This window comes from Janthinobacterium sp. 13, assembly GCF_002749695.1.
GTDB lineage: Bacteria > Pseudomonadota > Gammaproteobacteria > Burkholderiales > Burkholderiaceae_D > Janthinobacterium > Janthinobacterium kumbetense.
Genome location: NZ_PEEQ01000001.1, coordinates 3,974,857 through 3,999,009, shown reverse-complemented (window position 1 = coordinate 3,999,009; position 24,153 = coordinate 3,974,857). Strand labels below are relative to the sequence as shown.

The following is a 24,153-nucleotide window of genomic DNA, read 5'->3' as shown; positions in this document are numbered from 1 at the left end:
CAGCGTGCCCCGGTCCACGGATCTGATTTTTTAACGCTGAAACGCCACCTGTCCGGCGACGATGGTCGCCTTGACGATGCCGCTCAGCTCATAGCCGAGGAAAGGCGTGTGCTTGCCCTGGCTGGCCAGCGACGCCGACGACACGGTCCAGCGCGCGGCGGGATCGAAGACGCAGATGTCGGCCGCTTCGCCCACGGCCAGACTGCCGGCCGGGATGCCGGCGACACGGGCCGCGTCGGCCGTGACCTTGGCCACGGCGCGCGCCAGCGGACGGGCGCCCGCCTGCGGCTGCGCCAGCGCATAGTCGTCGGCCCATTTCAGGGCCAGTGACAGCAGCAGTTCCAGGCCCGTGGCGCCGGGCGACGCTTCGCCGAACGGCAACAGTTTTTCATCGTCGTCGACGGGCGTATGGTCCGAGCACATGGCGTCGACCGTACCGTCGAGCAGGCCGGCGCGGATCGCATCGCGGTCGCGCTGGCTGCGGAACGGCGGCGTGACCCTCGCGTTCGGGTCGAAGAAACCGATATCGGCGTCCGTCAGGTGCACATGGTGCACGCCCACGTCGCAGGTGACGGGCAAGCCTTCGGCCTTGGCGGCGCGGATCAGTTCCAGGCCCGCCGCCGACGAAATGCGGCACAGGTGCACGCGCGCGCGGCTGGCGCGCATCAGCTCGAAAATCGTGTGCAGCGCGATGGTTTCGGACATCACGGGCACGCCGGACAGGCCCAGGCGCGATGCCAGCGGACCGCTGTGGGCGATGCCGCCGCGGCCGATGTGCGGGTCTTGCGGACGCAGCCAGACCGTGTAGCCGAAGGTGTTCGCGTACTGCATCGCGCGCAGCAGCACGGTGGTGTCTTCGATCGGCTCTTCCGCCTGCGCAAAGCCGATGCAGCCCGCTTCCGTCAATTCGGCCATTTCCGTCAGCGACTTGCCCTTCAAGCCCATGGTCAGTGCGCCCAGCGGATGCACGTGCGCCTTGTTCTGCGTCTTGGCGCGGTATTTCAGCATTTCCACCAGACCCGGCTCGTCGAGCACGGGATCGGTGTCGGGCGGGCAGACCAGGCTCGTGACGCCGCCCTGAAGGGCTGCCTGCAATTCCGATTCCAGCGTTGCCTTGTATTCGTAGCCCGGCTCGCGCAGGCGCGCGGACAGGTCGACCAGGCCGGGGGAGACCACCAGGCCGGCCGCGTCAAAGGTGGTGTCGGCGGTGAAACCGGCCGGGGCACTGCCCACGGCCAGCACCTTGCCGTCGGCGATAAACAGGTCTTGCAAGCCATCGATGCCGTTGGCAGGGTCGATCAGGTGGCCATTCTTGATATGTAGTGTCGTCATGCTCGCTTACTCGTCCTTGGGCTATCAGCCCTGATTACCAGCCAAAATACTCATCACCGCCATGCGCACGGCGATACCGAACGTCACCTGCGGCAGGATCACCGCCTGCGGACCGTCGGCCACGGCCGAATCGATCTCCACGCCGCGGTTCATCGGGCCCGGATGCATGACGATGGCGTCCGGTTTCGCCAGCGCCAGGCGCTCGGGCGTCAAGCCATAGCTCTTGAAATATTCCTGCGCCGACGGCAGCAGCGCGCCGCTCATGCGTTCATTCTGCAGGCGCAGCATGATGATCACGTCCACGCCTTTGAGGCCTTCATCCATGTTGGTGAAGGTGCGTACGCCCATCTGTTCCAGGCCGCCCGGCAGCAGGGTGTGCGGGCCAATGGCGCGCACTTCCGGCACGCCCAGGGTGGTCAGCGCGTGGATGTCGGAACGGGCCACGCGGCTATGCAGGATATCGCCCACGATGGCCACCGTCAGGTTGGTGAAATCCTTCTTGTAGTGGCGGATCGTATACATGTCGAGCAAGCCCTGGGTCGGGTGCGCATGGCGTCCGTCGCCCGCGTTGACCACGTGGACGTGCGGCTGCTTCGTGTCGATCAGGTGCTTGGCGATCAGGTAAGGCGCGCCCGACTGCGCGTGGCGTACGACAAACATGTCGGCATGCATGGCCGACAGGTTGTCGATGGTGTCGAGCAGGGACTCGCCCTTGCTGGCCGACGACGCCTGGATGTTCAGGTTGATGACGTCGGCCGACAGCCTTTTTGACGCGATCTCGAAGGTGGTGCGGGTGCGCGTGGAGTTTTCAAAGAACAGGTTGAAAACGCTCTTGCCGCGCATCAGCGGCACCTTTTTCACATCGCGGTCGGAAATGCCGACGAATGAGGAAGCGGTATCGAGGATGTGGTTGACGATAGACTTCGGCAAGCCTTCAATCGTCAGCAGATGTTGCAGTTCGCCGTGTTTATTCAGTTGCGGATTAAGCATGGTGGGTATCTAAGGTGAGCGTGAATTTTCCATCGTCGGCTTGCTTCAGGACCAGGGCCTGGCCCGGCGGCACGGCAGTGAAGGCGGCCACGAAATCGGCGGCCACCGGCAACTGGCGTTCGCCGCGGTCGACCAGGGCGGCCAGCATGATCTTGGCCGGGCGGCCATAGTCGAACAATTCGTTGATGGCCGCGCGCGTGGTGCGGCCCGTGTACAGCACATCGTCGACCAGCAGGATGGTGGCGCCGGCCACGTCAAAGCTGATTTGCGTCGGCTTGACGTCGGCATGCAGGCCCTTCTGGGCAAAGTCGTCGCGGTAGAACGATACATCGAGCACGCCCAGGCGGTCGAGCAGGTTCAGGTCGCGCGCCAGGCGTTCAGCCAGCCAGGCGCCGCCCGAATGGATGCCGACGATGGCCACGTTGGGGATGCCCGCCAGGCCGCTCTGCACCTGTTGCAGCAAGACCGCGTACAGGGCCTCGGCGTCGAGTTGGGAAGGATTCGTAGGATGCGGCATAGGGTTCTTGATCATTCAGGAATGGGTCAAAGGTCAGATTAATAATTCGCGTCGAAATACTGTTGCAGGATGACGGCGGCGGCGCGGTCATCGATGACTTCACCGCGCTTGGCGGCGATGACGGCCGATGAATAACGCTCGTCGACCAGTTCCACCGGCAGGTTGAAGCGGCCATGCACCTGGTTGGCGAAACGGCGGCAGCGCGCGCTCATTTCGTGTTCCGTGCCATCGGGATGGCTGGGCAAGCCCACTACGATGCGGCTCGCGCCCCACTCCTTGATCAGGCTATCGATGGCGGCAAACTTCGGCTCATTCGCCGTGGCCGTGATCACGCTGAGCGGCTTGGCCTGGCAAATCATGGTATTGCCGATGGCCACGCCGATGCGTTTCAGGCCGAAATCGAAGGCGAGGATGGTGTCGATGGCGTCACCGCTCATGCGTGGCCAGCCTCGCTGGCGAGCATGAGCGGATCGATACCGAGCAACTTGATGGCCGCCACGTAGCGCTGCTCGATGGGGAAATCGAACAGGATGTCGGCCGAGGCGCCCACCGTCAGCCAGCCGTTGCGGCCGATCTCGTCTTCCAGCTGGCCCGGACTCCAGCCCGAGTAGCCGATCGAGACCAGCATGCGCTCGGGGCCATCGCCCTTGGCGACGGCTTCGAGCACGTCGATCGAGGTGGTAAACGCCACTTCATCGGTCACCGTCAGCGACGAGGAATAGCGCGCGCCCGGCGTATGCAGCACGAAACCGCGGTCGTCCTGCACCGGACCGCCGAACATGATCGGTTCGTTGATGATGGGCGTGTCGCTGCCGGCCGCCAGTTTCAGGTCGATACGGTCGAACAACACTTCCATGGTCATGTCGGTGGGCTTGTTGATGACGACGCCCAGCACGCCGTTTTCATTATGTTCACACACGTACACGACCGTGCCGCCGAAGATCGGATCTTGCATGGCCGGCATCGCAATGAGGAAATGGTTGGCCAGATTCAGGGTGGAAGAACCGGTCGCAGCCGGCTCTCCCACACCCTGCATCAAACGATGTCCTGGTAGAGTCTGGTCGATTTTACTCTTTTTCATACGCGATGCTCTCTCTGTGGGCTTGCTGGCAAGTCTCGCTTACCCCGCTATCGTACGCCTGGCACCTCCTGCCGCGAATGTTGGGCGGCGAGAGCCGTGTTGCCAGGCGCTATTCTTGTTATGTTATAAATTAATGGTCAATTCGCTTTGCCTGCAGGCGCATTTCAATGCCAATTGTAAAATTGATTGCAAAATCGCTGTCGCACATAAAGCACCACGAACATACCCGGTAGTTTACACTGAATTGCCGCCGCAGCGACGCCAAAGGCGCGACCCGAGCGGCGATAAAGCCCCGTTGGCGGCAAAAAATGGCCTATCTTTGACCCTGAACACGCGAAATAATGACAATCAAGACTTCCCTGGTGTGGTTCCGGCGCGATCTGCGCGCGTTTGATCATGCTGCACTGCATCACGCCCTGCGCCAGAGCCAGGCCGTGCATTGCGTCTTCGTATACGACACCGCCATCCTGGCGGCCCTGCCGCGCCGCGACCGGCGGGTCGACTTCATCCATGCCAGCCTGGCCGAGCTGGCTGGCGAACTGCGCCAGCTGGGCGGCGACCTGATCGTGCTGCACGCGGACGCGGCCGAGGCCATCCCGCGCCTGGCCGCCGAATTGAACGCCGACGCCGTCTTTGCCAACCACGACTACGAACCGCAAGCCATCGCGCGCGACGCCACGGTGGCCGCCGCGCTCACGCGCGACACGCGCCTGTGGTTCAGTTTCAAGGACCAGGTGATCTTTGAAAAGGACGAAGTGCTGACGCTCTCGGCCAAGCCGTATACCGTCTACACGCCGTACAGGAATGCCTGGCTGAAGAAAATGCGCGCGGAACCCGGCTGCCTGGCGCCGTTCGCTATCGAGCCGCATGCGGCCAGCCTGGCGCCGCCGCGCGCCGGCACACCGGTGCCCCTGCCCACCTTGGGCGAGCTGGGTTTCGAACCGAGCAACCTGGCCGAGCTGGCCATTCCCACCGGTATGTCGGGCGCCAGCACGCTGTTCGAGGATTTCCTGCCGCGCGTGGCCCGCTATGACGTGGCGCGCGATTTTCCCGCGCTGAAGGGACCGTCCTACCTGTCCATGCATCTGCGCTTCGGCACCGTGTCGCTGCGCTACCTGGTGCGCACCGTGGTCGACCTGATGGACCGGGGCGGTGGCGGCGATGGCGCGCCCGTGTGGCTGGCCGAACTGATCTGGCGCGATTTCTACGCCATGATTTTGTACCAGAACCCGCACGTGAAAGGCGGCGCCTTCAAGCCGGCCTACGACGCCATCGCCTGGGAAACGGGTCCCGAAGCCGACGCCGCCTTTGCCGCCTGGTGCGAAGGGCGCACCGGCTATCCGCTGGTGGACGCGGCGATGGCGCAGCTGAACCAGACGGGCTACATGCACAACCGCCTGCGCATGGTCACGGCCTGCTTCTTGATCAAGGACCTGGGTATCGACTGGCGCCGCGGCGAAGCGTATTTCGCGCTGCACCTCAATGACTTCGACCTGGCGTCGAACAACGGCGGCTGGCAATGGGCTTCGTCGTCCGGCTGCGACGCCCAGCCCTACTTCCGCATCTTCAATCCGATCACGCAATCGGAAAAATTCGATGCCAGCGGGCGCTTCATCCGCCGCTATCTGCCGCAGCTGAAGGCGCTGGGCGACAAGGAAATCCACGCACCCTGGCTGGTGCCGCGCATGCTACTCGAGCAAAAAAACATCGTGCTGGGGCGCGACTATCCGGAACCGCTGGTGCAGCACGACGAGGCGCGCAAGGAGACCCTGGAGCGCTATGCCGTGGTAAAGGTGGTGGCGTAGGTCAAGACTCGGTCAACAAGCGCCCCACTTCCGCCAGCAATTCCTCTTCCTGGAACGGCTTGCCGAAATACGCATTCACGCCCAGCTCGAACGCATGCGCGCGGTGTTTGTCGGCGCTGCGCGAAGTGATCATGATGACGGGGATGGCGCGCGTCTTGTCGTCGCTGCGCACATTGCGCGTCAAGTCAAAACCGTCCATGCGCGGCATCTCCACGTCGACCAGCAGCAGGGCCGGCATGGCAGCCGGCTCCAGCGCATGCAACTGCTCCAGCGCATCGACGCCATCCTTGGCCAGCAGCACCTGGTAGCCTTCGCGCTCGAACAGGCGCTGCATCACGCGGCGCACCGTCAGCGAATCGTCGACCACCATCACGCGCACAACCGGCGCGGCCAGCGCGCTGGAAACGGCATGCTGCTCGCGGCTGGCCAGCGCATATTGCGACAGCAGTTCCGGATGGTGCTCGAGGTGCTGCGCCAGCGCCACGGGGTTCAGGATCAGCACGATGTCGCCCGTGCCCAGCACCGTGGCACCGGCAATGCCCGGCATGCGCGCCAGTTGCGGGCCCACGTGCTTGACCACGACTTCGCGGTTACCCAGCACGTCATCGACCTGCAAGGCCAGCCTGTCATTGCCATTCCTCAGCAACAGCACGGGCGCATAGCGCTGCGTGGCCTGCGCCGCCGGCGTCTCGCCCAGCATGGCCGACAGGTGGTGCAGCGCCAGCGACTGCCCGTGCGACTCGACGCTCCCGGCCGCCCGCACCTGCTCCAGCTGCTCGCCCTTCAGGTGCAGCACCTGCTCCACCAGCACCGATGGCAAGGCATACGTCTTGCCGTTCGCCGCCAGCAGCACCACCTGGGTGACGGCCAGGGTCAGCGGCAGGTGGATAGTGAAGCGCATGCCGAGGCCCGCCTGCGTCAGCGTTTCCACGCGCCCGCCCAGCGCCAGCGCTTCGGAGCGCACGATGTCCATGCCAAAACCGCGTCCGGCCAATTCCGTCAGGCTGTCGGCGGTGGAAAAACCCGGTGTGAAAATCAGCTCGGCCGCCTGCGCGTCGGTCAATGGCGCGTCCGTCGCCAGCAGGCCGGCGCCGTGCGCCTTGGCGCGGATGCGCTCCAGGTCCAGCCCCGCGCCATCGTCGGAAAAGGCGATCGCCACTTCGTTGCCCTGCTGGCTGACCTGCACCAGCAGCTCGCCCGTTTCGCTCTTGCCCGCAACCAGGCGCGCGTCGCGCGGCTCGATGCCGTGCACGATGGCGTTACGCAGCAGGTGTTCGAACGGAGCAGCCATGCGTTCGAGCACGCTGCGGTCGATTTCCACGCCACCGCCGCGGATGTCGAGATTGACGCGCTTGTCGACTTCCTTGGCGCTTTGCCGCGCCACGCGGAACAGGCGTTCGGCGATGCTGGCAAACGGCACCATGCGGATCTGCATCAGGTCGCGCTGCAGCTCGCGCGTCAGCCGCGCCTGCAGCACCAGGTCGTCCGTCACCGCATCGACGCTGTGGCTGAGGTTTTCATGGAAGGAGGCCACGTCGTTGACGCTTTCGGCCATCATGCGCGTGAGTTCCTGCAAGCGCGTAAAGCGGTCGAATTCAAGCGGATCGAAATCGCGCTCGCTGCCGACGGCCATGCGCGAGGCAATCTGCGATTCGGCCTGCATTTCCACTTCGCGCAGCTGGCGCCGCAAGCGCGCCAGGTTGTCGGAAAACTCGGACAGCGAGGCGCCCAGCACGCCCACTTCATTCTCCATCTTCGAGCGCGTGATCGACACTTCGCCCGCCTGGTTCACCAGCCGGTCGAGAATATCGGCACGCACGCGCACCAGGGCTGCCTTCGGTTCGGCGGCCGGCGTGTCTTCCATGCCCGGCAAGGGCAGCAAGGGCTGCTGCAACTGCTCGAACAGGTGCAACGCATGGTCGTAATGGGCCAGCAATTCCTCGAAAGCCTGCGGCGTGGCGGTGCCCGCATGCAGCATGTTTTCGATATGCGTCTCGATTTCATGCGCATGCTGGCCCAGGCGCATGGCGCCGGCCATGCGCGCGCTGCCCTTGACCGTATGCAGGGTGCGCAACAGCATCTGTGCCTGGCCGCTATCGTGCGCCTGCTGCTGCCAGCTGCGCAGCGCCTCGCCGATCTGCGGCAGCAGGTCGGCGCCCTCTTCCAGGAAGACGGACAATAAATCGAGGTCAAGTTCATCGCTGATGCCGGCGCTGGCCGCCAGCAGCGCGGCCGCATCGGCTGGCATGATGGCGGGCGCCGGCGCTTCCGGCGCCGCGTGCTCCAATGGCGGCGCGTGCTCGAAACCGGCGTCGAACAGGTCGTCGCTGGCGCCGCTGTCCTGCAACGGCGCTGGCAGAGGTACTTCAGCAGCAGCCGGCTGCAGTGCGTCAGCGACGATGCTCGCATACGTCGCCTCGAACAGGGTCTCGAGCTGGGGTACAGGAATCTCGGCCAATGCGTCGGCCAGCGCGTCGGGTAGCGACTCGGCAGGCTGGGCCGGTGCGCCGACGATGCTGGCGTAAGCGGCCGCAAACATGGCGTCGAGCCGCTCTTCCTTGCTCTCGCCAGGCGCCGCCGTCAGGGCGCGCCACAGGGTGTTGAGCGCTTCGATCATGTCCGGCTGCGTTGGCGCCAGATCGCCCAGCGCAAACGCCTGCAGCATTTGCCCGATGCGCTGCGTGGCCTGCTCCAGCACGTCGTGCTGTTCGGCGCGCAGGCCGGCCAGCGGCGGCACCACCGTTTCGATCACCGTCTCGAGCGCGTGCGCCAGGTCGCGCAGGGACTGGAAGCCGACCGTGCCCGACGTCCCCGCCAGGGTATGCACGGCTTGCAGCGCTTCCGCGCTGACGGCGCGCTGCTCATGACGCCATTCGCCGAAGTCGCGCGTGAGCACGCGCAGTAATTCATCCGTCTCGGCCAGGTAGACGTTGTACAAGGGAAGGCTGATGCGCAGTTCGCCCACGTGCTTGAGGTGATCGTCCGGCGCTTCGTGGAGCGCGGGCGCCGTGGCCAGGGGAAGGCCGATCACATTGCCATTGCCGGCCACGGGCGCGGCCGGGCGCGGCTTGCGCAATTCGAACGGACCGCCTTCGCGCACGCGCTCTGCCGCTGCCAGCAGCATGCCGGCCTCGCGCTCTCGCCCTGCCCCGCCTTCCAGTTCCGCCACCCATTCGCTGAGCTGGTACCAGCCGTAATTCAGCAGGGTAAACAGATCGTCGCTGACGGGTCGCGCTTCGGCCAGCCAGGTATTCATGACGCGCTCGATGGCGCCGGCCGCTTCGGCAAACTGCGCCAGGCCGATCATGCGGCTGCTGCCCTTCAGGGTGTGGAACGAGCGGCGCAGCATGGCCAGGTGGTCGCCGCTGGCGGCTTGCTCGCGCGGCAGGGCCAGCGTGGTGTCGACAAAGGCCAGCACTTCGCGCGCTTCGGCGATGAAGATGTCGAGCATCTCCGCATCGACATCGGTCACTGCCGGCACGGCATCCATGCCGGCAGGCGCGGCGGGCGCCAGGGCCTGGTCGAGCAAGGGTACGGGCACGGTGCCGGCGGCGGCGACTTTTTCAAATGGCAGGGCGCGGAAGGCGCCGGCGGCGGCGTCGAAATGGAAACGCCCGCTGGCCGCCTGCGCGTTACGGCCCAGCATGTCGACAAAAAATCCCAGCGCGCTGACATTTTGCGCGATCTCGTCGAGCGCCTCGGCTTTCGCCTCCGCCTTGGCGTCGCCATCGGCCAGCTGCCGCACGGCCGCATCGACCTGCAGCACGGCGGCGCGCGCCTCTTCCTGTTCCAGCCCGGCCAACTGCTGCTGCAACTGCTCCAGCACGGGCGCGACGCCATCGAGTGCCCCCGCCTTCGCCCCCGCTGCATCCGCGTAATACGCATTGAGCACCTTTTCCACCTGGCGCAGGCCCGTCTTCATTTCCTCGGCCAGCGCGGCCACCGTCTGCCCCTGTTCGATCTGGCGCGACAGCTCGCCCGCCGTGACGGGCGGCGGCGCTTCGCCAGCCAGCAGCGCCTGCAGGCGCGCGGCGATGGTTTCCGCATTGCCGGCGAAATCGTCGGGCAGGCGGCGCACCTGCTCCAGGCCCGTGTCGGCAAACAGCAGCGCCATGCCGATTTCATTTTCCAGGGCCGCACTGCGTCCGCTGGCCACGGCTTGCCGCGCCACGGCCGCGCATTCGCGCAACAGGCTGGCCAGGGCCGGCTGCTTCAGGGACTCCGCATGCGCGGCCACCTGTTGCAGGGATGCGTCAAAATCCGTGCCCAGGGCGGGATCGAGGTCGGCTTGCGCCAGGCGGCTCCAGCTGGCACGCGCCTGCGCCAGTGCCGTGCGGGCGCCTTGCAGGGCCTCCTGGTCGACCTGACCGTAGCGCCGCGTTTCCAGATCGGCGGGCACCTGCCCGTCCAGAGCGAAGGCGGCACGCAGCTGGCGCGCCTCCGGCGTGGGCTCGGTGGCGGCGGCAATGAAGAACAGAGCGTCGCGCAGCATCGCTTCGGGCAGGCTGGCCGTGCCCTGCGCCAGGCGGCGCAACTGCAGATTGATCAGGCCGAACAACTGTTTGACGTTGAGCGTACCCATGCCCTCGCCGCTGGCCGCCAATCCGGCAAACGCCTGCATGGCGAACCAGAAGGTGCGCGCTGGCGCTTCCTGCTGCGCATCGGCCACCAGCGTCAAGGTGGCGTGCAAGTCGCTCGCATGCTGGCGCCGCGCCGCGTCATCCTGCGCCTTCAGGAACGGCAGCAGGGACTTTTCGAAGCGCCCGCGCCAGGCCGGATAATCGGCTACCGGGGGTGCGTCCGCCAGCGCGATGGCATGCCCTTCCAGCACCGACGCCGGCGGAAAGAACAGGTCGGCCGGGTGACTGCGCTCGGCGCCCAGCATGGTTTGCAGGTCTCGGTAGTAGGGGAACAAGCGCGTCGGCTGCGGCGGCGTGCCGGCCACCAGGTCTTCCAGATATTCGGTCAGGGCCTGATACAGTTCGGCGACGACTTGCGCATGGTCCAGGGTGTATTCGAGGCTGCCGTCGCGAAAGCGCGAAAGCGCCTGCTCCGCGCCGTCCGTCAGCAGGCTGGCGCCGGCCACGTCGACCATCACCAGTGCGCCGTGCGCCTGGTGCAGATGCGAGCGCGCATGCTGCAGGGCCGTGGCGCGTTCCTCGCGCTCGCGGCCACCCGCCTCGAACAAAGCTGTTTTCGAGCGGCCCAGCGCTTCGCGGATTTCCACCATCACCCACGACAAAGGTTCGCTGTCGAACGGCTTGGACTGCAGTGGACTATCAGGTGTGCTCATGCATGCCTCGGTAAGGAAATCGCCTGGACTGGCGCGGCGTTCAGGCGGCGACGCGGAAGCGCGACACCGAATTTTTCAGTTCCTGCGCCAGCATCGACAGTTTATGGATCGACTGCGCCGTTTGCTGCGTGCCATCCTGGGTCTGCTCCGTCACGCTCAGGATATGCTGGATATTCAAGGCCACGCCGCTGGCCGAACCGGCCTGCGTGCCGGTGGCGAACGAGATGCCCTGGATTAGTTCAGCCAGGTGTTTCGACACCTGGCTGATATCGTTCAAGGCTGCGCCGGCCGCGTCGGACAGGCGCGCGCCCTCGACCACGCCCTGCGTGGACGTTTCCATCGCCCGCGTCGCATCCTGGGTATCGGCCTGGATGGTGCGCACCAGCGCGCCGATCTGCTTGGCGGCGGCGGCCGAGCGTTCGGCCAGGCGCTGCACTTCCTCGGCGACGACGGAAAAGCCGCGCCCCGCCTCGCCGGCCGAGGCCGCCTGGATGGCGGCATTCAGCGCCAGCACGTTGGTCTGTTCGGTGATGTCGGAAATGAGCTCGGTGATTTCGCCGATTTCCTGCGAGGATTCGCCCAGGCGCTTGATGCGCTTGGACGTATCCTGGATCTGCTCGCGGATTTCATGCATGCCCTTGATGGCGTTTTCCACCGCCGTCGAACCCTGCTGCGCCGCAGCCACCGACTGGCGCGCCACATCAGCCGAGACACTGGCCGATTTCGACACGTCGGTAATCGCATTGGCCATCTTGACCACGGTGGCGCTGACGCCCTGGATTTCGCGCGACTGCTGCTGCGACGCGATCAACAGCTTGCTGGAGATGCTTTGCGCCTGCGTCGAGGCGCGATTGACCTGTTCGGCCGTTGCCGTCACCCGCCCCACCAGGCCGCGCAATTCCTCGACCGTGTAATTGACGGAATCGGCGATGGCGCCCGTGATGTCTTCCGAGACGGTCGCCTGCACCGTCAGGTCGCCGTCGGCGACCTTCTGCAATTCGTTCATCAGGCGCAGGATGGCCGCCTGGTTTTGCTCATTCTTGGCCTTGGCCTGCTCTTCCTTTTCCTGCGACAGCAGGCGCTGGATTTCCGCTTCCTGGCGCCGCCGCTCGGCGTCGCGCGTGCGGTTGACGGAATCTTGCAGCAGCACGCGGCCGATGCCGGCCGCCGCGATCAGGGTTAGTAACACGCCGCCGACCATCATCCAGAAGGCGACGCCCAGGGTTTCCTGGTTCACGTGGTACATCTGCTGCAGCAGGGTCAAACGCTGGCGCAGGTCTTCGTTCTCGTTGAAAATCAGCTGTTCGGCGCTTTTCGCCGAGCTGAATTTATCGAGCCGGTCGAGTATCGACGAGACCAGCTTCTGGTAAGTGTCGAAACTGGCTTTCAGCGCCACCAGCCGGTCGCGCAGTTCAGCGTCGCGCGTAGGCGCCAATTGCAGCGACACGCTGCCATTGAGCAGGCCTTCGACGGCGGTGCGGAAATACGTCGTGTCGCGTCCCAGCGAGAACGCTGTTTCCGAGCTGATGCTGCCCGACGACAGGAACTCGCTGGCGCTGCGGCTCATGCGCTGGCTCAACATCATCAGGCGACCGATGACGGCCAGGTCGCGCGCATTGCCGCCACGCTGCACCTTGAGCGCGGCGATTTCCTCGGTCTGCGCCAGCAGCGCCGGCGACAGCGCATTCAATTGCTGCAAGGTCTTGTCGAATTCGCCCAGTTCCAGTTTCAGGCGCAAGATGGTGCTGGCCGCGCGGTCGCTGCTGGCCCACTTCTTGCGCGCGTCGGCCACCGCAGCCAACAGGGCGGAACGCGACTCGCCGATATCGCGCCCGTGATACGTACCGCCGCGCAGCATCAGGCGGAAATCCTGATTCAGTTCATTGCGGCTTTCCTCGAGCTGGCGGAAGGCTTCCGGATTGCCTTGCACAGCGTTCGGCGCAGCCTTGCCGATGCGCTGCGAATGCATCAGCGCATCGCTGGCCAGCTGCGTCTGCGCCGAGGCGATATTGCCGCTGCGCGTGTTCAGCCCGACGAACAGCAGGCTGGCGGCCAGGCTCAGGGCCATCACCGTCGACAGGATGCTCAGCTGCTTTTGCAGCGGAAAATGGCCGATCAGCGGCAGCTTCCAGTCCCCGGCAGGCGCGCTGGCCAGCGACTTGCGCCGTCCCAGCGCGTCGCGCAGGCGCAGCGGCAGGTCGGCCGTCGATGCCGGCGCTTCCGGAGCGTGCTGCGCTTCGGGCAAGCCGGCCGCCAGGATCGGGGAATGGGCACCCATCAGCAAATATCCTTGTGGTCAGGGAGGCCGTCAAAGCCGGCATCGAGGAAGCGTGCCGACTGCGCCAGCTGCGCCAGGTCCAGGCGCAGCCACTGCTGCCCTTCGCTGTCGCGCAGCGCCTGCGCGGCCCACGATGGGAGCACGCCCTGCGCCGCACCCTGCACGGGCCGCATCGCGCGCAACTGGCGCAAACCCAGCACGCGTTCGACCAGCAATGCGCAATTGAGGCCCAGGCGGGGAGAAAAGGTGATGATGCGGCAGTGATTGCCGGGCGCGCAAGCCGCTTCGCCCATGTAGCGGGCCAGGTCGACGACCCCCGTCAGACGCCCGCGCATGGCCGCCAGGCCCAGATACCAGTCCTGCGCCAGCGGCACGCCCTGGATCTGTACACCGGCGGCAATGACGATTTCGCCGAGCTGCGTCAGGTCGAGCAGGCACGGCCGGCCACCGAGCATCACACCCAGTTCCTTGCGCGCCGCCAGCGCGCCGCTGCGCGCGGCCTGTATCCGCTCGATCAATTGCAGCTGATACTGGCGCAAGCGCCCCTGCCGCGCCCCCGTCTCGAAAGATGGCATGGCGGCGGACGGGTAAGCCGCGGTGGATACGCCGTGACCTGGCATCGTCTGCACGCTCAGGAAATCGCGGCGATCTTGGCCAGCAACTCGGCCTCGACCACCGGCTTGACCAGGTAATCGCGCGCGCCCTGGCGCAAGCCCCAGATGCGGTCCGTTTCCTGGCTCTTGCTGGAGCAGATAATCACCGGCACGTCCTGCAGTTCGGGATCGCGCGCGATGGCGCGCGTGATCTGGAAGCCATTCGCACCGGGCATCACCACGTCCATCAGGATCAGGTCGGGCCTGGCCTGCTTGAGTTGCGCCAGCGCGTCGGCGCCGTCCTGCGCCGTGAGGACGGCGTAGCCGGCACGCACCAGGATCTCGCTCAGGTAATAGCGTTCTGTCGGCGAGTCGTCGACGATCAGAATTGTGTGTATGGCCATCTGCTTCCTTGCTGCGTTGTCAATCAATAAAACCACTTACTCAAAATGCCCGGCCAGGTGCAGCCGCACGGCCTCCAGCAGCGCCTCGCGCGCCAGCGGCTTGGCCAGGCAGGCGCTGGCGCCTGCCATGGCGCCGCGCGCGCGGTCGAACAGCCCCTCCTTCGACGACAGCATCAGCACCGGCGTGGCGTGATGCGCCGCGCTGGCCTTGATCAGCGCGCAGGTGCGGTAGCCGTCCAGGCGCGGCATCACAATGTCGCACACGATCAGCGCCGGCCGGCAGTCGGCGATCTTGGCCAGGGCCTCGAAGCCGTTTTCCGCCACCACCACACGATAACCGGCCTCGCCCAGGATCTTCGCGGCCGCGCTGCGTATCGTCGCGCTGTCGTCGATGACGAGTATCGTGGTGCCGGTGCACGCGGCATCGGCCGGCGCCTCGGGCAAAAAGGGACGCGTCATGTGATTATTCGACAATCTTTCATACCATAGCACAGCCTGCCGCGATACCTGCTTGCGGCAGCGGCATCCCATGGACTGCGATCAATTACAGCGCCACCATCTCGAAATCATCCTTGCGCGCACCGCATTCAGGGCAGGTCCAGTTCATCGGAACATCGGCCCAACGCGTGCCCGGAGCGATGTCTTCGTCAGGCAGACCAGCCGCTTCATCATAAACCCAGCCGCAAATAAGACACATCCACGTTTGGAATTGCTGCGTTGTTTCGTTGCTACTCACGTTCTGCCACCCTTCAATCAAGTAAAATGCTGAATTAGGTATCTTAATCTACCCGCCGTGCAAAACCAAACTTCTCCCCTCATATTAAGCTTCGGCGTGTCCGATCCGGTCGGCGCGATCGGCATCCAGGCCGACCTGGCCACGTTTTCAGCCTTCGGCTGCCATGGCCTGTCCGTCACCACGGGCCTGCTGATCAGCGATACGGCGCGCGTGGAAGACGTGCAGGCGGTCGATCCTGACTGGGTTTCCGACCAGGCGCGCGTGCTGCTGGAAGACATGTCCGTGGCCGCCATCAAGATCGGCGCGCTGGGCAGCGTGGAAAACGTCACGGCCATCGCAGAAATCGTCTCCGACTATCCGAACGTGCCGCTGATCCTCGATCCCTTCATTTCGGCGCTGCCGGAACAGGGCATGGACGACGAAGACATCCTCACGGCCGTGCGCCAGTTGCTGATCCCGCAAACGACCCTGCTGGTGCTCTCGCCGGTGGAACTGGAACGCCTGGCCGAGACCTGGCGCGACGCCGATCCGGACGACACCCTGCAAAACGACGTCGACTATCTGGTGGCCCTGGGCTGCGAATACGTGCTCGTCACCGGCATGCCGGCCGACGCCAGCAAATCCGGCACGGCCGAAGGCAAGCTGCGCGCCAATACCCTGTTCGGCGAGGACGGCGTGGTGCGCCACGACGAATGGCAGCACCTGCCCGGCATCTTCAACGGCGCCGGCAGCACCCTGTCGGCCGCAGCCACCGCCCTGCTGGCCCTGGCGGAAAACGAAGACGATGTGCCGCAGGTGGTCGTGGCGGCGCAGGAATTCACCACCGGCGCACTGGCCCACGCGCAGCGCCACGGCATGGGCAAGCTGGTGCCGAACCGGCTGTTCCGGCAGCAGCGCCCGCGCGGCGACCAATAGACACAGACCAGACGACACAGACAACGATCCACTTTCAAGGCACGATTATCATGACGACGACTTCACAGAACGACATCCTGTTTACCCGCGCACAAAAAACCACGCCAGGCGGCGTCAATTCGCCCGTGCGCGCCTTCCGCTCCGTGGGCGGCACGCCGCGCTTCATCACGCGCGCCGAAGGCCCGTACTTCTGGGACGCGGATGGCAAGCGCTATATCGACTACATCGGCTCCTGGGGCCCTGCCATCGTCGGCCACGCCCACCCGGAAGTAGTGAAAGCGGTGCAGGATGCGGCCGCGCTGGGCCTGTCGTTCGGCGCGCCGACGGAAGGCGAAGTGCTGATGGCCGAGGAAATCACGCGCCTGGTGCCGTCGATCGAGCAGGTACGCCTGGTGTCGTCGGGCACGGAAGCGACCATGAGCGCCCTGCGCCTGGCGCGCGGCGCCACGGGGCGCGACAAGATCGTCAAGTTCGAAGGCTGCTACCACGGCCACGCCGATTCGCTGCTGGTAAAGGCGGGCAGCGGCCTGCTCACCTTCGGCAACCCGACGTCGGCTGGCGTGCCTGAAGATTTCGTGAAACACACGCTGGTGCTCGACTATAACAACGTGGAACAGCTGAAAGACGCCTTCGACAGCTTCGGCGCGGAAATCGCCTGCGTCATCGTCGAACCGGTGGCCGGCAACATGAACCTGGTGAAAGCCACCCCGGCATTCCTGCAGGCGATGCGCGAACTGTGCACGCAGCACGGCGCCCTGCTCATTTTCGATGAAGTCATGTGCGGCTTACGCGTGGCCCTGGGCGGCGCGCAGGCGCTGTACGGCATCCAGCCCGACCTCACGGCGCTGGGCAAGGTGATCGGCGGCGGCATGCCGGTGGCGGCTTTCGGCGGCAGCGCGGCGCTGATGCACCATATGGCGCCGCTGGGCGCCGTCTACCAGGCCGGTACCTTGTCCGGCAACCCGGTCGCCGTGGCGGCCGGCATGGCCACCTTGAAACTGATCCAGCAGCCTGGCTTCTACGAGCAGCTGGGCGCCACGGCCAAGCGCCTGGCCGAAGGCCTGACGGCCGCCGCCAAGGAAGCGGGCGTGGTCTTCTGCGCCGACTATATCGGCGGCATGTTCGGCATTTATTTCAGCGCCACCCCACCGACCAGCTACGCGGAAATGATGGCGGGCGACCGCAGCAAGTTCAACGCCTTCTTCCACGCCATGCTGGACGAAGGCGTGTACTTCGCGCCAGCCGCCTTCGAGGCGGGCTTCGTCTCGGCGCAGCACGACGATGCCGTCATCGACGCCACCATCGCTGCCGCACGCAAGGTGTTTGCCAAGCTCGCGTAAAGTTACACCGCCGCGGTATCCATCACCGCGGCCACCAGCGCCGGCAGGCTGGCCATGTCGCTGAACACGACATGCGCGCCAGCCGCCTTCAGGCGCGCTTCCTGGCCGGCGGCGATATGCCCGCCGCCAATGAATCCCAATACCGTCATGCCCGCCGCCACGGCGGCCGTCACGCCCGTGACGCTGTCTTCCAGCACCAGGCACTGGCCCGGCGGCACGCCGAAAGCAGCCGCCGCTGCCAGGTACAGGCCCGGATGCGGCTTGGCATGGCCCACCAGGTCCGGCGTAAAGACGCGCTTGTCGAACAGCGGCGCCATGCTAGTCCGCTCGAGCGACGACAGCACGCGTGCGCTGACGCTGTTCGAGGCCACGGCCTTGGGCAGGGGAATGGCGGCCAGCGCCTGCGCCACGCCGGGCACGGCGCGCAACTGCGCATCGCAGGCCACATCGACGGCGTTGCCGATGGCCATGATCTCGTCGGCCGGCAATTGCGGCAAGCCCAGCTCCTTGTAGATATCCTGCATCAGCGGCACCAGGCGCTGGCCCAGGCGCGGCTCGATCAAGCCCTGCAGGGTGACGCCCTCGGGCAGGTTGGGCAGGCGCGGCCCCAGCAATTCCAGCAGCGCTTGCAGGGCCACGGCCTCGCTGTCGACCAGCACGCCGTCGCAGTCGCTGATCAGGTGGGTAAAGCGCGTTGGGATGGTGGCGGTATCAGGCATGGACTCTCCAGAAGGCAACAGTGACGGGAAATGCGGCGGCTAGCCCGGCCAAGGCTGGCATCGCAACGATCATAGGTGGAACGGGCGGACGCTACCACGCAGAAAACGTCTGAATGACGATACTTTTCTGCCAAAGGCAGCCAACGGGGAAAGAATCGGGCGTCAGGCAAGCGGCTACGCGCAAATACCAATTCAATACCACGCAATACCAGTGATTATCGCTGATTTTTGAAATTGCTGCGCTCGCATTGAAATCCGGACAAGATCCGGTGGTAGCGCCGGGGCGCGGACGCGTCCCGGCGACAAGGACTTATTTCAGCCAGCCGCGGTGGCGGAAGTACAGGAAGGGGGCGATGGCGCTGGTGACCATCAGGCCCCAGGCCCACGGATAGCCGAACGACCATTCCAGTTCCGGCATCAGCTTGAAGTTCATGCCGTACACGCTGGCGATCAGGGTAGGCGGCAGGAAGGCCACGCTGGCCACCGAGAATATCTTGATGATCTTGTTCTGGTTGATGTTGATGAAACCGACGGTGGCATCCATCAGGAAGTTGATCTTATCAAACAAGAAAGACGTGTGACCGTCCAGCGATTCGATGTCGCGCAAAATCTGCCGCGCTTCCTCGAACTGCTCGGAGTTGAGCAAGCGGCCGCGCATCAGGAAACTCACGGCGCGACGCGTATCCATCATGTTGCGGCGGATGCGGCCATTCAAATCTTCCTCGTGGGCAATTGCATTCAGCGCTTCGGCCGCGTGCGCATCGGTAAATTCCTTTTGCAGCACGCGCGTGCTGACTTCTTCCAGATTCTGGTAGATGCCTTCGAGCACGTCGGCCGAGTATTCGGCATCGGTGGCGTACAGGTCGAGCAGCACGTCCATGTAGTCGGCAATCGAGCCTGGCCGCGAACGGGCGCGCATGCGCACCAGGCGGAACACGGGCAAGTCGTCCGTATGCATGGAAAACAGGATCTTGCGGGCAAGAATGAAGGCTACCGTGATGACGCGCGAGGGGCCGTCGTCCTCTTCGCGCAGGAAGTCCGTGCGCAGATGCAAGTCGCCGTTTTCCGCTTCGTAATAGCGGGCCGACGCTTCAATATCCTTGACTTCGTCTTCGCCCGGCAAGGTGACGTTGTAGATGGCCTTGACCCAGGCCCGTTCATCATCGGTGGGGTCGGTCAGGTCGACCCACACCGGTTCGGCATTTTCGAGGTCTGCGCGGCTGTCGATCGGCACCTGGTTGAGCCGGCCATTCTGTAATACAAAGACATTGATCATGCGCGCTCTCAGCCGGATGTTGGGTTATCGTGATGTGCTGGCGCTGGCGCCAAAAATGAAAACAGCGCAAGTGTACCCGCAAAGGCCTTTTCACGACCACCCCCGGCACCGCTTTTTCACGGAAAAAGTGCGGCGTTGCACCAACCGGGCCGATTAAGATGCTGCGCCGCAATAATGCCAATCAGGCAGCCTTGATTTTATGCAAAGAAATTCCACTATCCTCAAGGCAATTCCGCCGCCCCCATGCGGCGCAGGATGACACTGGTACGCCGGTTCAGGTAGCCCGTATCGCGGTGACGGTCATAATAGCGGGGATTTGGCAGCATCACGGCCAGTTTTGCCGCCTGTCCGGCGCTCAGGCCCGCCGCGCTGACCCGGTAATAGTGGCGTCCGGCCGCTTCGGCGCCAAAGATGCCCGTGCCAAACTCCACCACATTCAAATAAATCTCGAAAATGCGCTGCTTCTCCATCAGGCTTTCCAGCATGTACGTGATGATCAATTCCTGGCCCTTGCGCACATAGCTGCGCGAGCCGGACAGGAACAGATTCTTCGCCAGCTGCTGCGTGATGGTGGAGCCGCCCGCCACGACCTTCTGCTTCTTGCTGTTTTTTTCATATGCCTTTTGCAAGGCTTCCCAGTCCACGCCTTCGTGCTCGGAAAAATTCGCGTCTTCCGAGGCGATGATAGCCCGTTTCAAATTGTTCGAAATGCGGTTGTACGGCACCCACGTCTGCTGGATGGTGGCGTTGGGATTCTTGTCCTGCAAGACAGACAACTGTTCGCGCATGAAAGCCGTGCTGGACGGGTTATGGTCGACCCACCACCAGATTTGCAGGAAGAAATACAGTTGCACGACGATAAACGCCAGCACGGGCAGGATGAACAGCCACTTGATCCAGCCGTAGCGGCTGCCGCTGCCGCCCTTGCGCGCGCCCTTCTTGCCGGCGCTCACAGGGCACTGCGCAATTGCGCCAGCAAATCCTGCGTCTGCGGCCGCACGCCGCGCCACACGTAAAACGCTTCGGCCGCCTGTTCCACCAGCATGCCCAGGCCGTCGCGCACCTGCGCGCCATGCTGGGCGGCAAAGTCCATGAAGACGGTGGGCTGGGCGCCGTACATCATGTCCAGCGCCAGGGTGTGGCTGCCGAAAATACCCGGCGGCACGGGCGGCAAGTCGCCCGCCAGGCTGGCCGAGGTGGCATTGATGACGATATCGAACTGGCCATCGGGCTGCGCGAAGCTGCCGGCGCGCAGCTGCCCGGGGTGCGCCAGCGCATCGGCAAACTGCGCCACCAGCGCCTCGGCCGTAGCCACGGTGCGGTTGGCAATGAACATTTCCTGCGGCCCATGCTCCAGCAAGGGCAGCACGACGCCGCGCGCCGCGCCGCCGGCGCCCAGCAGCAGGATGCGCTTGCCCGCGACGCTCACGCCCGCGTTGCGCACGATGTCCGCCACCAGGCCCGCGCCATCGGTATTGTCGCCAAGAATGGTTTCATTATCGAAACGCAGGGTATTGACGGCGCCGGCCGCTTGCGCACGCGGCGTCAGCTCGGTGGCCAGCGCGCACGCGTCCAGTTTAAAGGGCACCGTCACGTTCGCACCCTTGCCGCCCTCGGCGGCAAACGTACGGGCCGCCAGCACAAAACCGTCGAGCGGCGCCAGCCGGCGGTCGTAGACCATGGCCTGCCCTGTCTGCAAGGCAAACGCGGCGTGGATCAAAGGGGACTTGCTATGGGCGACAGGATTGCCGAAGACACAATATTGATCGGGATGAATGTTTTGCTTGCTCAATTGCTGCCGCCAGTCAGGTTAGCTTCCATTTTTTCTTCGCGCGTAAATTTGAAGCGGGTGATGACGACCCACAGGTCATCCTTGTCACTCGACAACATATTCGGTGGAAAACGACCATACGGCGCCGCGCGGCGCACGATGGCCAGGGCCGCCGCATCGAGCGCCGGGTTGCCCGAGCTTTTTTCCACGCGGGCGCCGCCTTCCTTCTGGTAAATCGTGCCGTCCTGGAAGATGGGGATGTAGACGACCAGTTCGCCATACATCTTGCGGCCATTCTTTTGCGGGAAATTCAGGGTGCCGATTTCCTCGATGCGCTTTTGCAGGGTCTTGTAATACATGGCATAGCCGACTTCCTGCGTGCTGGGCGTAATAAAAGTCTTGCGCGGACGTTTATTCTGGTCTTCCACGGTCTGGCTGATCTCGGCCGCCATGCGCGCGATGGCCTTGCTGCTTTCCATCAAGTCCGAGCCGCTGGCCAGGGGATTGGGCTTGTCCTTTTCCGTGACGGGCGCGGCGCTGTAAGGCGTCGGCTTGGCCGCCTGCGTCAGCAATTCCTGCTGTTTTTGTTCCAGTTCGGCAATGCGCCTGGCGCTGGCCTTGACGCTGTCGCCCTCTTCCACCTTGCGCATGTCGGGCAAGGGCGACTTGGCGCGCCCCTTGTCGGCCTGTCCGCCACCGTCGAGGTTGGCTTGCGCCAGTGCCTCGGCCTTCAGCGGCTTGTTCGCATGCTTGGCATTGACCAGGATCACTTCCAGGCCGGGATCGGTAGCCACGGCCCGCTGCGGCGCCGGGGCGACAAAATGCATCGCCAGCAAGGCGCCGTGCGCCAGCAGCGAGACCGCCACGGCTATCATCAGGAAACGATTCTCTCGGAAAGACTTCACGCGCAACCCAGTTCGCAACAAGCACAAGATACAAGATGGCTGAATTCTACGTCAAAGGGCGGTGCCGGCAACAGTTTTCAGCACCGCCTGATGGCCTGACGGACGCCTTACTTGACCCCGGGTTCACTGACCACGTCTTCGCTGGCCAGTTCCGCCACTTCCGCCTCGGCATCGCTGACCTGGTTGGCCGCTTCCGGCGAGGCTTCCGGCGCCACATCGCCCTCGTCGGCGCCTTCGTCGCCCGCATCTTCCTCGTAGTCGAGCTCGGCGTCGTCGGCCGCCGCGTCCGGCACGGCGGCGATTTCCAGCAGGCGCGCTTCGATGCTCAGGTCGACTTCATCCCAGCGCAGCAAGTCCAGTTTCACCTGGGCGCCGCGCGCCACCGATGGCATGCCCGGCAGCTTGATGACCAGCGGAATGTCGACCAGGCGCAGGATTTCATCCTTCAAGACGACGGCATCGACCTGACGCGCGTTTTCCTGGTGCAGCCAACGCAAGCACCAGTAGCGTTCCATGTTCGACTGGAAATCGCCATACGCGGCATACGCAGCGTCGAAGGCCGAGACGATGGCGAACAAATTCGCGTCGCGCGGCTTGAACGGGGCGACCAGCGGGGCCGTCACGCCATGCTCGGCGCAGGCGATGATTTGCCACTGGTTCACCAGGTCCGTGTAGCGGCGCAAGGGCGAGGTGCTCCACGCGTACTGATCCACGCCCAGGCCCTGGTGCGGCGCCGCATGGGTGACCATGCGCACCTGCATCTTTGCCGCCCAGCTATTGCCGCTGCCGCCGCCCTGGCTGCGGTAGATGCCGGGCACGCCATGGTCGTGCAGCATCTTGCCCCAGGTACTGTTGGCAAAAATCATCAATTCGGCAACGATCTTGTCCAGCGGTGCGCCACGCTTGCGGCGTGCCACGGTGACGATGTCATTTTCCACATAGAAATTGAAATCGACGCGGTTATTCTGTTCCGGCTTCAAGCCGAACGCTTCGCGCTTTTTCATGCGGCCCTGTTCCAGCTGCTGCGCCCATTGCCACAGCACGGCAAAATCGGCCTTGTGCGGATACTCGCCTTCACCGCTGGCCAGGGTTTCTTCGTTGACCAAGTCGTCAAGCTGGTTATGGCGCAAATTGCTGGCGATCGGCACCAGTTCCGCGCGCGTGTGCGTGCTGACAACTGCCCAGTCCGCTTTCGGGTCCAGCGTGGCGTACAGCGACAGGGCCGGGCACGTCGTGCCTTCCGCGAGCGTGAAAGCATTCACGATTTCATCCGGCAGCATGGTGATCTTGTCGCCCGGCATGTAGACGGTCGACATGCGCTGGCGCGCCATCTTGTCGATCACGTCTTCCGGGCGGATGCCCAGGCCCGGCGCGGCGATGTGGATACCGACCTTGACCGTGCCATCCGGCAACGGTTGCACGGAGAAGGCATCGTCGATCTCGGTCGTGGTCACGTCGTCGATCGAGAAGGCGGCCACGTCGGCCAGCGGCAGCTTGGCCGTCACGGATGGCACGGGCACGCTCGGGAAGCCGGCGCCTTTCGGGAAATTCTCGAAGAGGAATTTCGACAAGTGCAAGTCTTTCGGCGAAGCAATACCACCGACGGCCAGCATCAGGCGCGGCGGCGTCGTGTGCAATTCCGTGCACGCCGCTTCCAGTGCCTTGTATTCGATGGTGTTCTTGTCCGGCTTGAACAGCAGTTGCAGCACCATCGGCTGCATCGAGGCAGGCAAGCGGTTCTGTTTCAGCTCTTCCACATACGCGGCTTGCACCAGCGCCTGCTGTTTTTTCTTTTCGATGCCGGCCAGGGCCGCCTTCAGGGACGCTTCCGGCGCCGCCTTGTAGCGGCCACGGCCCTTCTTGTAGAAATACACGGGCGCCGAATGCAGGGCCAGGATCAAGCCAGCAGCTTCCGGCGGCAATGGTGCGTGACCGAAATACTCGGCGCCCAGCTCGGCAAAGCCGAACTCGTCTTCGCCCGCCACTTCCCACAGGAAATCAAGGTCGATCTCGGCAGCAACAGTCTTGGCTTGCTCGAGCAACTCGGCCGGGGACGGTTTTTCATACTGCAGCAGCACATCCTTGACCTTGACCTTGGTGCGCTTGCCGCTGGCCATTTCGACCTGGTACGCTTCACCCGCTTGCGACAGGACCGTGCCGACCTTGAAATCGCCGGATTCTTCAAAAAATAGATTCAT

The 24,153-nt window shown here is 64.5% G+C and carries 21 protein-coding genes; 4 read left to right on the top strand and 17 right to left on the bottom strand.

The window, feature by feature from the left end; translation table 11 throughout:
• Positions 1 to 30: 30 nt before the first annotated feature.
• The 5 genes from CLU94_RS17515 to CLU94_RS17495 are packed head-to-tail and all read right to left on the bottom strand — an operon-like array spanning position 31 to position 3,875.
• Entirely contained in the window at positions 31 to 1,332 is a 1,302-nt protein-coding gene (locus CLU94_RS17515) for a dihydroorotase (RefSeq protein WP_099666542.1), read from the bottom strand.
• Between the two features lie 24 nt (positions 1,333 to 1,356).
• A complete protein-coding gene (locus tag CLU94_RS17510) occupies positions 1,357 to 2,322 on the bottom strand; it encodes an aspartate carbamoyltransferase catalytic subunit (RefSeq protein ID WP_034746695.1) in 966 nt (321 codons plus the stop codon).
• Entirely contained in the window at positions 2,315 to 2,839 is a 525-nt protein-coding gene (gene pyrR, locus CLU94_RS17505; protein WP_099666541.1) for a bifunctional pyr operon transcriptional regulator/uracil phosphoribosyltransferase PyrR, read from the bottom strand. Before pyrR ends, CLU94_RS17510 begins: the two co-directional genes overlap by 8 nt.
• A 38-nt stretch (positions 2,840 to 2,877) precedes the next feature.
• A complete protein-coding gene (gene ruvX, locus CLU94_RS17500) occupies positions 2,878 to 3,276 on the bottom strand; it encodes a Holliday junction resolvase RuvX (protein WP_257218859.1) in 399 nt (132 codons plus the stop codon).
• Positions 3,273 to 3,875, bottom strand: a complete 603-nt coding sequence (locus CLU94_RS17495; protein ID WP_034746689.1) for a YqgE/AlgH family protein — start codon at positions 3,873 to 3,875, stop codon at positions 3,273 to 3,275. The genes ruvX and CLU94_RS17495 overlap by 4 nt, the downstream gene beginning before the upstream one ends.
• 386 nt (positions 3,876 to 4,261) lie before the next feature.
• Here CLU94_RS17495 and CLU94_RS17490 point away from each other — a divergent pair, with 386 nt between their 5' ends.
• On the top strand, positions 4,262 to 5,725 hold the full coding sequence (locus CLU94_RS17490) for a cryptochrome/photolyase family protein (protein WP_099666540.1): 1,464 nt from the start codon (positions 4,262 to 4,264) through the stop codon (positions 5,723 to 5,725).
• A gap of 1 nt (position 5,726) precedes the next feature.
• On the opposite strand, the gene CLU94_RS17485 is transcribed toward CLU94_RS17490, so the two are convergent.
• From CLU94_RS17485 to CLU94_RS17460, 6 genes are all read right to left on the bottom strand, one after another.
• Positions 5,727 to 11,018, bottom strand: a complete 5,292-nt coding sequence (locus CLU94_RS17485) for a hybrid sensor histidine kinase/response regulator (RefSeq protein WP_099666539.1) — start codon at positions 11,016 to 11,018, stop codon at positions 5,727 to 5,729.
• 40 nt (positions 11,019 to 11,058) lie between these two features.
• Entirely contained in the window at positions 11,059 to 13,296 is a 2,238-nt protein-coding gene (locus CLU94_RS17480; protein WP_099666538.1) for a methyl-accepting chemotaxis protein, read from the bottom strand.
• Positions 13,296 to 13,916, bottom strand: coding sequence for a chemotaxis protein CheW (locus CLU94_RS17475; RefSeq protein ID WP_306558397.1), 621 nt, complete (start codon positions 13,914 to 13,916; stop codon positions 13,296 to 13,298). Before CLU94_RS17475 ends, CLU94_RS17480 begins: the two co-directional genes overlap by 1 nt.
• A gap of 11 nt (positions 13,917 to 13,927) precedes the next feature.
• A complete protein-coding gene (locus tag CLU94_RS17470) occupies positions 13,928 to 14,293 on the bottom strand; it encodes a response regulator (RefSeq protein WP_077408483.1) in 366 nt (121 codons plus the stop codon).
• Between the two features lie 36 nt (positions 14,294 to 14,329).
• Complete coding sequence (locus CLU94_RS17465; protein WP_099666536.1) at positions 14,330 to 14,752, bottom strand: response regulator; 423 nt, start codon at positions 14,750 to 14,752, stop codon at positions 14,330 to 14,332.
• 85 nt (positions 14,753 to 14,837) lie between these two features.
• Complete coding sequence (locus CLU94_RS17460) at positions 14,838 to 14,990, bottom strand: rubredoxin (RefSeq protein ID WP_010401308.1); 153 nt, start codon at positions 14,988 to 14,990, stop codon at positions 14,838 to 14,840.
• 96 nt (positions 14,991 to 15,086) lie between these two features.
• Here CLU94_RS17460 and thiD point away from each other — a divergent pair, with 96 nt between their 5' ends.
• Both thiD and hemL read left to right on the top strand, forming a co-directional pair.
• Positions 15,087 to 15,944 (top strand): bifunctional hydroxymethylpyrimidine kinase/phosphomethylpyrimidine kinase, encoded by an 858-nt coding sequence (thiD, locus tag CLU94_RS17455; RefSeq protein WP_099666535.1) that lies wholly within the window; start codon positions 15,087 to 15,089, stop codon positions 15,942 to 15,944.
• A gap of 50 nt (positions 15,945 to 15,994) precedes the next feature.
• Positions 15,995 to 17,284 (top strand): glutamate-1-semialdehyde 2,1-aminomutase, encoded by a 1,290-nt coding sequence (gene hemL, locus CLU94_RS17450; RefSeq protein ID WP_099666534.1) that lies wholly within the window; start codon positions 15,995 to 15,997, stop codon positions 17,282 to 17,284.
• Between the two features lie 2 nt (positions 17,285 to 17,286).
• Here the strand turns inward: hemL and CLU94_RS17445 are convergent, their stop codons facing one another.
• Both CLU94_RS17445 and corA read right to left on the bottom strand, forming a co-directional pair.
• On the bottom strand, positions 17,287 to 18,003 hold the full coding sequence (locus CLU94_RS17445; RefSeq protein ID WP_099666533.1) for an HAD family hydrolase: 717 nt from the start codon (positions 18,001 to 18,003) through the stop codon (positions 17,287 to 17,289).
• Between the two features lie 310 nt (positions 18,004 to 18,313).
• Positions 18,314 to 19,279, bottom strand: a complete 966-nt coding sequence (gene corA, locus CLU94_RS17440) for a magnesium/cobalt transporter CorA (RefSeq protein WP_077408488.1) — start codon at positions 19,277 to 19,279, stop codon at positions 18,314 to 18,316.
• On the opposite strand from corA, the gene CLU94_RS28425 reads away from it, so the two are divergent.
• Positions 19,278 to 19,436, top strand: a complete 159-nt coding sequence (locus CLU94_RS28425) for a hypothetical protein (RefSeq protein ID WP_161789554.1) — start codon at positions 19,278 to 19,280, stop codon at positions 19,434 to 19,436. The genes corA and CLU94_RS28425 overlap by 2 nt on opposite strands.
• 64 nt (positions 19,437 to 19,500) lie before the next feature.
• Here the strand turns inward: CLU94_RS28425 and mtgA are convergent, their stop codons facing one another.
• The 4 genes from mtgA to CLU94_RS17420 all read right to left on the bottom strand — a co-directional run bounded on the left by mtgA (position 19,501) and on the right by CLU94_RS17420 (position 24,153).
• Complete coding sequence (gene mtgA, locus CLU94_RS17435) at positions 19,501 to 20,247, bottom strand: monofunctional biosynthetic peptidoglycan transglycosylase (RefSeq protein WP_369811509.1); 747 nt, start codon at positions 20,245 to 20,247, stop codon at positions 19,501 to 19,503.
• On the bottom strand, positions 20,229 to 21,071 hold the full coding sequence (gene aroE, locus CLU94_RS17430) for a shikimate dehydrogenase (protein ID WP_099666531.1): 843 nt from the start codon (positions 21,069 to 21,071) through the stop codon (positions 20,229 to 20,231). Before aroE ends, mtgA begins: the two co-directional genes overlap by 19 nt.
• A complete protein-coding gene (locus CLU94_RS17425; RefSeq protein ID WP_077408490.1) occupies positions 21,068 to 21,925 on the bottom strand; it encodes an energy transducer TonB family protein in 858 nt (285 codons plus the stop codon). The genes aroE and CLU94_RS17425 overlap by 4 nt, the downstream gene beginning before the upstream one ends.
• Positions 21,926 to 22,062: 137 nt before the next feature.
• Complete coding sequence (locus CLU94_RS17420) at positions 22,063 to 24,153, bottom strand: ribonuclease catalytic domain-containing protein (RefSeq protein ID WP_099666530.1); 2,091 nt, start codon at positions 24,151 to 24,153, stop codon at positions 22,063 to 22,065.